We start from the raw sequence: 12,306 nt of genomic DNA on the forward strand, positions 1-12,306 counted from the left end.
ATTAGAGCAAGAGATTTATAGCTATATTTATACTAGTAATATTTATATTACTACGTATAAACTTAGGTAAAATATGCGAAAGCTAGTAGCAATACACACACCTTTTACACTATGCTATAAATCTCTTTTAAATAATTTATTGCACCTTATTGGTATTTTATCACTATATAGTTGTATTTACTAATGATTTTTTAGAATTAATCTTATTTGACTTCTAATTCTTTAATTTCACCAAAATCACTAGTATCTACGATAAAGCTACCATTTGTATATTGTTCTGATAAGTGGATATCCTTGATTAAGCCAGACTCTTGCTGTTTATCAGAGTAGATTGTATAAGTCGTTTGGTCTGATTGAATAACTGCAGCGTCTATAATACGGTGCGGTGTTTTCTTTAATTCTTTTAATAACGTAATACCACGTTGGGCGCGTTTAGCCGTTTGTAATACTTTAAAACTGATGCGTTTTAAAGATCCGCGTTGTGTCGCCATTAATATTGTATTATTTGAAGTTACAATATCTGTTAATACTGTAAAGTCTTCATCTTTTAAGTTGATAGATTTAACACCTGCTGCTCTCAAGCCAGTATCAGAAAGTTCATCACTATCATAGGTAAGCGACATGCCTTTGTTTGTAACCACAGTAATCAATTGTGTCTCTGATATACGCATAACGTTTATAATTTCATCATTATCTTTCAACTTCATGGAGACAAGTGGTTTATTATATCGTGTTGTTTTAAACATAGATATATTACTTTTTTTAATCATACCATTACGTGTCGCTAAGATATAAAATGCTTCTGGCTTAAAGTCATTTTCACAATAAGCGTTAATAACATATTCACCTTCATCAAGTGGCACAATTTGGGAGACATGTTGCCCTAAATCTTTCCATTTTATATCAGCTAATTTATGAACAGGTATAAATAGATAACGACCTTTATTGGTAAACACTAGCGCTGTATCTAAAGTGTTGACTTCTTCATATTTCATGATTGAGTCTCCATCTTTAGTACCCACTTCATCTACATCACTTGCATTAAAACTACGTAATGATGTTCGTTTAATATAACCATGTTTAGTGATACTCATAATTACAGTTTCACTAGGGATCATCACTTCTTTATCAATCTTAATCTCTGAGATCTCAGCCTCTATAGAAGATAGACGCTTTTGTTTAAATCTATTACGAATTTCGGTTAATTCCTCTTTAATTACATTTAATAATGCATCGTGATTATCTAAAATATTTCTCAAACGCTCGATTAACGCTTTCAATTCACCGTGTTCTTCTTGTAGCTGAACAATATCTGTATTCGTCAAACGATACAATTGTAATGTCACTATCGCTTCCGCTTGAGCTTCAGTAAAGTCATATTCAGCTACCAAATTTTCTTTAGCATCTTTTTTGTTTTTTGAAGCTCTAATATGTTTAATCACTTCGTCTAATATAGATAAAGCTTTCATTAAACCTTCAACGATGTGCATTCTATTTTCAGCATGATCTAGTTCATAACGTGTACGTTTCGTTACAACATCGATTTGATGATTTAAATAACTATCTATAAATTGACGAATGCCCATTAATACTGGGCGCCCTTCACTAATAGCAACCATGTTAAAATTATATGAAACTTGTAAATCTGTATTTTTATAAAGGAAATTGGCTACAGCTTCACTATTAATATCTTTTTTCAATTCGATTGCAATGCGTAATCCTGTACGGTCAGTTTCGTCTCTAACTTCTACGATGCCATCAACCTTTTTATCAGCACGTAATTCATCCATTTTTTTAACTAGTGCACTCTTATTAACTTCATAAGGTACTTCTGTAACAATTAGTTGTTTTCTACCGTTTCTTAATTCTTCAATCTCAACCTTTGAACGAACTACGATCTTCCCTTTACCTGATTCATACGCTTTCTTAATACCATCCACACCTTGAATAATACCACCTGTTGGAAAATCAGGGCCTTTGATATATTTCATCAATTGATTCACAGTTATATCCGGGTTATCAATAAATTTAAGTGTTGCTTGAATCACTTCACCAAGATTATGTGGCGGAATATCTGTAGCATAACCAGCAGAAATCCCAGTACTACCATTTATCAATAAATTAGGAAGTCTTGCAGGCAAGACCATCGGTTCCATCGTCGTATCGTCATAGTTTGGCATAAATGGTACAGTTTCTTTGTTAATATCTCTTAAAAGTTCTTCTGAAAGACGGCTTAATTTTGCTTCAGTATAACGCATTGCAGCAGCTGGGTCATTATCGATACTACCGTTATTACCTTGCATTTCTATAAGTACATGTCGTAGCTTCCATCCTTGGCTTAAGCGAACCATCGCATCATATACAGACGTATCACCGTGCGGATGATACTGACCTATAACATCACCAACAGTTTTAGCACTTTTACGGAAATTTTTGTCGTAAGTGTTACCGCTTGAATACATTGCATATAAAATACGTCTTTGAACAGGCTTGAGACCGTCGCGAACGTCTGGCAATGCACGTTCTTGAATGATGTATTTACTATATCTACCAAAACGATCGCCAATAACATCTTCTAGCGATAAATCTTGAATTACTTCACTCAATTTACTTCCTCCTCATTAGGCGCTTCCTATTCCAATATTTGAATTTCATTATTATCTAAAATACTTTGTTGTTCTTGTAAACCAAATTCAACATGATTTTCAATCCATTCACGTCTTGGTGCAACTTTGTCGCCCATTAGTGTTGTAACACGTTTAGATGAACGTAACTCATCTTCAACTTGTACTCTGATCAAGGTTCTCGTATCAGGGTTCATTGTCGTTTCCCACAATTGGTCGGCATTCATTTCACCAAGACCTTTATAACGTTGTAATGAGAAACCTTTACCTAATTTTCGTTGTAATTTCTCTAATTCTTCATCTGTCCAAGCGTATTCTACTTTTTTTGACGCACCTTTTCCTTTTTCGAGTTTATAAAGTGGTGGTAATGCAATAAATACTCGACCCGCCTCAACTAATGGCTTCATATATTTAAAGAAGAATGTTAATAATAACACTTGAATATGTGCACCATCTGTATCAGCATCTGTCATTATAATGATTCTATTGTAGTTACTATCTTCAATTTTGAACTCATTTCCGACACCAGCTCCAATAGTATGAATAATTGTATTAATCTCTTCATTTTTAAAGATATCGTCAAGACGTGCTTTTTCAGTATTAATTACTTTACCTCTAAGCGGTAAAATCGCTTGGTATTTGCGATCACGACCTAACTTTGCAGAGCCACCCGCTGAGTCACCTTCGACAAGGTATAATTCTTTTTTCTCAGTATTTTTACTTTGTGCAGGTGTAAGTTTACCAGAAAGCAAAGTATCTTTACGTTTATTTTTCTTACCTGAACGTGCATCTTCTCTCGCTTTACGTGCTGCTTCTCTAGCTTGTTGTGCCTTTAAAGACTTTTTAACTAACGATTTAGATAATTGTCCTTTTTCTTCCAAATAATATGGTAATTTGTCGGCTACTACTGAATCTACTGCACTCCTGGCTTCAGGTGTACCTAACTTAGATTTAGTTTGTCCTTCAAATTGTAACAATTCTTCAGGAATTCGAATTGAAATAATAGCAGTTAAACCTTCTCTTATATCATTACCATCTAAATTTTTATCTTTTTCTTTTAATTCATTAATACGACGTGCATAATCATTAAACACACGAGTCATAGCTGTTTTAAACCCAACTTCATGTGTTCCGCCATCTTTTGTACGCACATTATTAACAAAACTTAGTATGCCTTCTGAATATTGATCGTTATATTGGAATGCAACTTCCACTTCAATATTATTAGCTTCCCCAGAGAAATCTGCTACATCATGTAATACTTCTTTCCCTTCATTGACATAAGCAACGAATTCTTTAATACCATCTTCATAATGGAAGATATCTTCACGTTCTTTGCCTGCTCTTAAGTCTTTTAGAATGATTCTCAAGCGTTTAAGTAAAAATGCTGATTCTTGTAGTCTTTCACTTAAAACATCATAATTAAACGATGTAAATGCTTTGAATATCTCTGGATCTGGTTTAAATGTCACTTTAGTACCAGTCTTTTTAGTTTTACCATGTTTTTTCAAACCAGTTGTTGGTTTCCCACCATCTGCAAAGCTTTGAGAATATATGTTACCATCTCTATAAATTTCAACTTCTAACCATTCACTCAAAGCATTGACAACTGAAGCACCAACACCGTGTAAGCCACCTGACGTTTTATAACCGCCTTGTCCGAATTTTCCACCTGCATGAAGTACCGTAAAAATGACTTGAACAGTAGGTTTTCCAGAAGTATGAATACCTGTAGGCATTCCACGTCCATTATCTTCTATAGTAATGCTCTCATCTTTATTTATCGTAACAGTGATTTCACTTCCGAAACCATTTAATACTTCATCGACGGAATTATCGACAACTTCATATACTAGATGATGTAAACCACGTTTATCGGTAGAACCAATATACATCCCAGGTCTTTTTCTAACGGCCTCTAGTCCCTCAAGTACCTGAATGGAATCATCCGAATAATTATTTTTTTTATTCATTGCCAATCGTTTCGCCCTCCTACAAACGTACGTTCGTTTTTAAAACTATACATTAGTTATTCTTATATAAATCTTGATAAATTGCAAGTGTCAAATCAATTTTCAGTAGATAAATGCTTTTCATTTGAAATTTTTATTCGTATTATGATGCTCTTATGTGGTAAAATAATTTTAATGTCATTAAAGGATGTGGATTATATATGATGATTGTAATCATGTTAATACTAAGTTACCTCATTGGTGCTTTTCCAAGTGGCTATGTAATAGGTAAATTATTTTTCAAAAAAGATATTCGACAATTTGGTAGTGGCAACACTGGCGCAACAAATAGCTTTAGAGTACTAGGAAAACCTACTGGATTTTTAGTTACTTTTCTAGATATATTTAAAGGGTTTATTGTGGTCTTTTTCCCACTGTGGTTGCCTGTTCATGCGGAAGGTACAATTAGTACATTTTTCACAAATGGACTTATCGTAGGTGCTTTCGCGATTCTAGGTCATGTATATCCAGTTTATCTTGGTTTTAAAGGCGGTAAAGCCGTTGCTACAAGTGCTGGAGTCATACTAGGAGTTAATCCTGTCTTATTATTAATATTAGCAGTAATTTTCTTTGGAATATTATATCTAACAAAGTATGTATCACTCTCAAGTATCATTGCATCAATTTGTTGTGTTATCGGTGCATTATTAATTCGAGACTATATCCTCTTTGTTGTTAGTATTGGTGTAGGCGTACTACTGATAATTAGACACCGTACTAATATTGTAAGAATATTCAAAGGTGAAGAGCCTAAAATAAAATGGATGTAACTATTACAAAAGTCGCAGTATAAAAACGGATAAATTATGTAAACAAACGCTAAGCTGGGACATTAAGATGTTTCCAGCTTTTTAACATTGTATCTATTATACTACGTAAACAACGTTTTATCATAGTATTTATACAATTCATATTTTTGTAAATCATTTGTCGAAATTAATTGAAAAATTATGTTATACTACCTTTAACATTACTCAAAGTGGGTATTGTATAAATTACTAATTTAAAAATTAGTAATCAACGTTCATAAGTGAAACCTTATGAATCGAAAGGAGACTTTATTATGGAAATAGAACTTTCAGATAATGCTGTATCTTGGTTTAAGGAAGAACTAGATTTACCAGAAGATGACAAAGTCTTACAATTCTTTGTACGTTATGGCGGAGAATTCCAACTAAAACAAGGGTTTAGTCCTGCTTTCAGTGTAGACAAGAAAAATGATGTAGAAATTGGTTACGAAAATCATTACGATGGATTAGATGTCGTAATCGCTGAAAAAGATTTATGGTATTTTGAAGACCACAATTTATATATTGATGTTAGCAACAGTATTGATGAAATTTCATATGCTACAAAATAAATCATAAATTATTCCAAGGTTTTACTAATTCCCTTGACCTTTATTTTTGGAAATAAGCGTATGAAATCTTTATACATTTTAAATAAATCATGATAAATAATAAAAAAAAGCGTTTGGGTCTCTTCCCAAACGCTTTTTTTAACTTAATTCTAGTTTGATTGCTATTGAATAACATATTCTCTTGCTCGTTTCACTGTGCTAGTCATCGAAGCCTAAAGCATGCCTTATATGCCTTTAATCACTTCTAAATCCTCGCCTGCCTTATTTCTTTCAGCGACATCGCTATATACAGCGTGCCATTCAGGAAAATATCTATCTAATCGTATCGGCTTGAAGTCTTCTTTTTTAATACAAGTCAATGTAGTTGATCCTGTAGTTGCTAATTCTCCAGCTTCATTGTATATTTCATAGCAATATTTAGATCGTAGTCTAGAATATTTTTCAACCCATGTTTTGATTTTTACGGTTTCTGGATAAAAAATAGATTTGATATATTTAATGTCCAAATCAACAACTGGAGAAATGATACCTGAATCTTCCATAGCTTTATAGCTAAAACCCAATTTAGATATATAATCTGTACGAGCTACCTCAAACCAGGTAGGGTAATTACCATGATAAATCACACCCATTTGGTCAGTCTCTGAATACCGTGATTCTATTTGTGTCATACTGTAAATCATTATAAGCGTCCTCTTTTCAATTGTTCATCTTATATCTTTTTTACTATTAAATTTTAACATAAAAAATTAAGTATAGCATTTTACTAGTTTACCCTTAGTAATACTCCAATAAAGTATCTATAAACTATTCTATATTCATTATCTAAACATTACTTACAAGTAATGCTATTTCAAAGTAATGTTAATCCAAGCATTTATCCCGACTTATATAATAAAGGAATACATTATGTACATATTCATACGCCTTCAATAACGCCTTTGAGGCTGAGACATATCTATGTATGCCCCAGCCTCATTTGAATCTTTATTATTAAATTAATGCTTCTAACTGTAAAGTTATTCAGCTAATTTATTTCTTAATACTAATTGAAGAATACCACCATGACGATAATAATCCATTTCAACGTTTGAATCGAAACGAGCCATTGCTTCAAACTCTATTACTTCGCCATTTTCTTTCTTAGCTTGTACTTTTACAAGATCATGCGGTTTGACATTTTCATCAATATCTACTGAAATAATTTCAGTACCATCAATGCCAAGGCTATCCGCAGATTCGCCTTCTTTGAATTGTAATGGTAAAACACCCATCATTACTAAGTTTGAACGGTGGATACGCTCATAACTTTGTGCGATAACTGTTTTAACACCTAATAAGTTTGTCCCTTTAGCTGCCCAGTCACGAGATGAACCCATTCCGTAATCATTACCAGCTAAAACAACTAAACCTGTGCCGTCTTCTTTATATTTCATGGCAGCATCAAATATTGGCATTTGTTCACCTGTTGGCCAGTAAGTTGTGAAACCACCTTCAGTTCCTGGTGCTAATTGGTTTTTAATACGGATATTCGCAAATGTACCACGTACCATCACTTCGTGGTTACCACGACGTGAACCATATGAGTTAAATTGACGAATAGGAACACCATGTTCAAGTAAATATTTACCTGCAGGTGTATCTTTACCAATTGCACCCGCTGGTGAAATATGGTCAGTTGTTACTGAATCTCCAAATTTACCCATAACCCTTAAATCTTTTAATGAATCAATAGTTCCTGGTTCTTTAGAGAGACCTTGGAAGAATGATGGATTTTGAATATACGTTGATTCAGGATCAAAATCATATAGCGGTTGATCCGTAACATCAATTTCATTCCACATTTCATTATTATTGTATACAGTTTCATATTCTTCTTTAAATAGTTTCGGAGTCACAACCGTATCAACAGTGTCTGAAACTTCTTTAATTGATGGCCAGATATCTTTTAGGTAAACGTCTTCTCCATCTTTACCTTTACCAAGTGGCTCATTTTGTAAATCGATATCCACAGTTCCTGCTAATGCATATGCCACAACTAATTGTGGTGAGGCTAAGTAGTTAGCTTTAACTAATGGATGGATACGACCTTCAAAGTTACGGTTACCTGATAACACAGAAGTAACGAGCAAATCTTCATCAGCAATTGCTTTTTCAATTTCTTCTAGTAATGGACCAGAGTTCCCGATACAAGTTGTACAACCATAACCAACAAGGTTAAAGCCTAAATCATCTAGATATTCAGTTAAGCCTGAATCTCTTAAATATCCAGTAACAACTTTAGAACCTGGAGCTAATGACGTTTTAACATATTCTGGGACTTTTAATCCTTTTTCTACAGCTTTTTTAGCAACTAGTCCAGCACCTAACATAACATATGGATTAGATGTATTTGTACATGACGTAATCGCTGCAATCGCTAAATCACCAGTTTTCATTGTAGTTGACGTGCCATCTTTAAATTCGATTGTTGCAGTTTTATCGAATTCACTTTCATCAAAACCGTGGCCTTGGTTACCTGCTGGCGCAGTAACTGATTTTTCGAATTCTTTCTTCATATCACTTAAGAAAATTAAATCTTGTGGACGTTTTGGTCCTGATAATGATGGTTCAACAGTAGATAAGTCTAATTCAACTACATCAGTGTATTCAGGGTCTTCTTTTTCAACAGTGAAGAACATGCTGTTTTCTTCTAAATATTTTTTTACAAGATCGATTTGTTCATCAGTACGACCTGTTAAACGCATGTATTTTAATGCTTCTTCGTCTACAGGGAAGAAACCACAAGTAGCACCATATTCTGGAGCCATGTTAGCAATTGTTGCACGGTCTGCTAATGGTAAGTGTTGTACACCTGGACCAAAGAACTCAACAAATTTTCCAACTACACCTTTTTTACGTAATTCTTGAGTTACACGTAAAGCTAAGTCTGTTGCAGTCGCACCTTGAGGCAATGCATTAGACAATCTAACACCGATTACTTCAGGAATTGGGAAATATGACGGTTGACCAAGCATTCCGGCTTCGGCTTCAATACCCCCTACACCCCAACCTAATACACCAAGACCATTAATCATTGTTGTATGTGAGTCAGTACCTACTAATGTATCAGGGAAAGCTACTGTTTCACCATCTACATCACGTGCATGTACAACATTAGCTAGATATTCCAAGTTTACTTGGTGAACAATACCAGTTGCTGGTGGCACAGCGCTATAGTTATTAAACGCTTTTGTAGCCCAATTTAAAAATTGATAACGTTCATAGTTTCTTTCAAACTCTAATTTCATATTGCGCTCTAATGCGTCTGGATTTGCATAGCTATCAACTTGAACTGAGTGGTCAATAACTAAATCTACAGGTACTTCAGGGTTAATTTTATTTAAATCTCCGCCTACATCATTCATTGCCTTACGTAATGACGCCAAGTCAACAACTGCAGGTACGCCTGTAAAGTCTTGTAAGATAACACGAGAAGGTTTGAATGGTACTTCACCTTCAGTGCCTTTAGTAAATTCTGATAACGCTTTAATATGTTCATCAGTAATTACAAAACCATCCTCTTGTCTTAATACAGATTCTAGTAATACTCTAATTGAATATGGCAATTTTGAAACTTTTGTTAAACCTTGTTCTTCTAAAGTGTTCAAATCATAAAAAGTATATGATTTGCCGTTTAACTCAAACGATTTTTTCGATTGCTGTTTAATATTAGAAGCCATATAAATCCCCCTTGAAATTTTTGTAATATATATGCCGTTATTTAAATTGTATAATTATATGTAATTTAAAACAACTAGATAAAGCCAGAAACATCTATAATTTAGATTTGAATTTTCAATCAGTATGTATAAGCAAAACTTATCTTGACTCCATTGTGTAATAAGTTATTATTATCAATTGAGAATCATTATCATCCTAATGTCAGACATTTCCTCATTTTTATATAAAAAAACTGAGTATCCAAATGGATACCCAGTTTTAAATTATAAAGTATGTTTATTGATCATTTTTTCTGCATTTCTAAGTGGTTTACGTTGTTCAATAATATCGTCTTCATAATCTTCTTGTTGATGCTGTAAGTAATCTTGTAATCTATGTTTATTAGGTGTCAATGTTAAACCTAAGAATTTACGTTCTTGGTTAGCATCTTTATAGAATGAAATCATCATCATGATTACTACAAATGAGAATGGCAAGGCGCTTATAATGGCGGCACTTTGAATTGCGTTAAGAGCCTCAGCACCATTTCCTCCACCTGCAAATAGTAATACAAAAGCGATTAATGATTGTGCTATACCCCATGTAACTTTGACTACGTTTGATGGCTCTAATGAACCATAAGTCGTTTGCATACCTAATACAAAGGTTGCAGAGTCAGCCGATGTAATAAAGAATGATGCAATTAATACTAAAGCAATGATAGATAATATCATACCCAACGGTATTTCATTAAACACTCCGAAAAGTTGTGTTTCAGCAGTCATATCGAATAATTCTGGATTTTTCTTACCAGTTTCAATTCCTAACACACCAAACACACTGAACCAAACGAAACTTACAAGAGCTGGTACTAGCAGTACTCCTCCTATAAATTCACGTATAGAACGTCCTTTAGATACACGTGCAATGAAAATACCTACGAATGGGCTCCAGCTTAACCACCAACCCCAGTAATAAAGTGTCCAACTAGACATCCATTCACGTTTTTGAGGGTTTTGTGCTGCAGTGTCAAACGTATTTAATAAGAATGAGTTTAATAAACTACCTGCAGAGCTCGTCATCATATTTAAAATCAATACTGTTGGTCCAATAATAAGTACAGCAATCATCAAGATTGCCCCTAAACTAATATTTAAGTTACTTAAATATTGAATACCTTTACTTAATCCAGACCAAGCACTCATAATAAATAAAATTGTTACTACTACTATGATTATAGCTTGAACCCAAACATTATTTGGTATACCAAATAGATAATTAAGCCCACCGTTAATTTGTAAGGCACCCATACCTAGTGATACGGCCACACCTACTACTGTAGCAAATACAGCAAGTACATCAATGATTGTCCCAATTGGGCCTTCAACTTTGTTACCTAAGATAGGACGTAATGTTCTTGAAATAAGTCCTGGTTCGCCTTTTCTAAATTGGGCATAAGCTAGTGCTAATGCAACAACACCATATATTGCCCACGCATGGAATCCCCAATGGAAGAATGTTGAACGCAATGCTTCTGTATAAGCTGCTGTCGTTTTTGGGTCTGCATTTGGTGGAGCTGCAAAATCAGCCATTGGTTCTGCTGCACCATAGAATACAAGTCCAATCCCCATACCAGCACTGAATAACATCGCAAACCACGAGATTGTGTTGAATTCAGGTTTGTCATTTGGTTTACCTAATTTTAATTTCCCAATAGGGCTAAAAATTAGAAATACACAGAAGAAAACTATAAACGTTGTAAGAATTAGGTAATACCATCCAAGTTTATCTGTAATCCATAGTTTAATCGTATTCGTAACATAATCAAATTGTCCCGGGAATACTGCACCGATAATTACTACGATTGCTACGATGATAGCACTATAGATAAAAACTGGAGATATCTTCTTACCATTAGATTGGTTACTAGAAGAATTCATAATTAATTACTCCCTTTCTTATCATATTAAATTTTCAAGCCAAATAGAACTTTCATTTTTTAAAAAATTCTATTTATGTATTAACCACGTATTAGAATAACAAAACAATGAGGTAATATCAAATTTCGTTAAAAAAACTATTCTCTTACTTTTAAATATATTGTATAATAATCTTTAAAATTAAATAAAAGGGAGTTAATCATATGTTTCAAGAGTTTAAAGAGTTCGCATTAAAAGGCAATGTACTCGACTTAGCTGTAGCTGTAGTTATGGGTGCAGCATTCAACAAAATTGTTACAGCTTTAGTTTCATTCATTATCATGCCTTTAATTGGATTGATTTTTGGTACAGTTGACTTTGCTAAGAGCTGGTCATTTATGGGAATCAAATACGGTATGTTCGTTCAGTCAATTATAGACTTTATCATTATTGCTTTTGCATTATTTATCTTTGTGAAAATTGCTAATACGCTAATAAGAAAAGAAGAAGAAGAAATCGAAGAGAATACTGTTTTACTTACTGAAATTCGTGATTTATTACGTGAAAAAAATTAATTTAAAATACTAAAAAGACGAGAGTCCTAGCAGAATGACAACTACTAGAACTCTTTTATTTATCTTATTTTATTGGATTTTCACACATTATATATTATTTTGAGCTACTTCGGC

8 protein-coding genes are annotated in these 12,306 nt (G+C 33.5%); 3 read left to right on the forward strand and 5 right to left on the reverse strand.

Translation table 11 applies throughout. The features are described 5' to 3' along the window. Nucleotides 1-203: 203 nt before the first annotated feature. Nucleotides 204-2,606, reverse strand: coding sequence for a DNA topoisomerase IV subunit A (parC, locus tag ACSUE0_RS04930; protein WP_436956349.1), 2,403 nt, complete (start codon nucleotides 2,604-2,606; stop codon nucleotides 204-206). 26 nt (nucleotides 2,607-2,632) lie between these two features. Next, nucleotides 2,633-4,597, reverse strand: coding sequence for a DNA topoisomerase IV subunit B (parE, locus tag ACSUE0_RS04935; protein WP_436956446.1), 1,965 nt, complete (start codon nucleotides 4,595-4,597; stop codon nucleotides 2,633-2,635). Nucleotides 4,598-4,797: 200 nt separating this feature from the next. Between parE and plsY the strand changes: the two genes are divergently transcribed. Together plsY and ACSUE0_RS04945 are read left to right on the forward strand one after the other, a co-directional pair. After that, nucleotides 4,798-5,406, forward strand: coding sequence for a glycerol-3-phosphate 1-O-acyltransferase PlsY (plsY, locus tag ACSUE0_RS04940; protein ID WP_017724388.1), 609 nt, complete (start codon nucleotides 4,798-4,800; stop codon nucleotides 5,404-5,406). Between the two features lie 293 nt (nucleotides 5,407-5,699). After that, the gene (locus ACSUE0_RS04945) at nucleotides 5,700-5,996 is read left to right on the forward strand and encodes a HesB/YadR/YfhF family protein (protein ID WP_017724387.1); all 297 of its coding nucleotides are present in this window, start codon (nucleotides 5,700-5,702) and stop codon (nucleotides 5,994-5,996) included. Nucleotides 5,997-6,220: 224 nt separating this feature from the next. Here the strand turns inward: ACSUE0_RS04945 and menI are convergent, their stop codons facing one another. The 3 genes from menI to ACSUE0_RS04960 all read right to left on the reverse strand — a co-directional run bounded on the left by menI (nucleotide 6,221) and on the right by ACSUE0_RS04960 (nucleotide 11,638). Then, nucleotides 6,221-6,679, reverse strand: a complete 459-nt coding sequence (menI, locus tag ACSUE0_RS04950) for a 1,4-dihydroxy-2-naphthoyl-CoA hydrolase MenI (RefSeq protein WP_119614887.1) — start codon at nucleotides 6,677-6,679, stop codon at nucleotides 6,221-6,223. 336 nt (nucleotides 6,680-7,015) lie between these two features. Next, the gene (gene acnA, locus ACSUE0_RS04955; protein ID WP_119614888.1) at nucleotides 7,016-9,718 is read right to left on the reverse strand and encodes an aconitate hydratase AcnA; all 2,703 of its coding nucleotides are present in this window, start codon (nucleotides 9,716-9,718) and stop codon (nucleotides 7,016-7,018) included. Between the two features lie 264 nt (nucleotides 9,719-9,982). Beyond that, nucleotides 9,983-11,638 carry a BCCT family transporter gene (locus ACSUE0_RS04960; protein ID WP_436956351.1) on the reverse strand — a complete coding sequence of 552 codons (1,656 nt, stop codon included), beginning with the start codon at nucleotides 11,636-11,638 and terminating at the stop codon, nucleotides 9,983-9,985. Between the two features lie 203 nt (nucleotides 11,639-11,841). Here ACSUE0_RS04960 and mscL point away from each other — a divergent pair, with 203 nt between their 5' ends. Then, nucleotides 11,842-12,192, forward strand: a complete 351-nt coding sequence (gene mscL, locus ACSUE0_RS04965) for a large conductance mechanosensitive channel protein MscL (RefSeq protein ID WP_119614890.1) — start codon at nucleotides 11,842-11,844, stop codon at nucleotides 12,190-12,192. The last annotated feature ends 114 nt before the right edge of the window (nucleotides 12,193-12,306 follow it).

This window comes from Staphylococcus sp. AS1337, from assembly GCF_051408735.1.
GTDB lineage: Bacteria > Bacillota > Bacilli > Staphylococcales > Staphylococcaceae > Staphylococcus > Staphylococcus xylosus_B.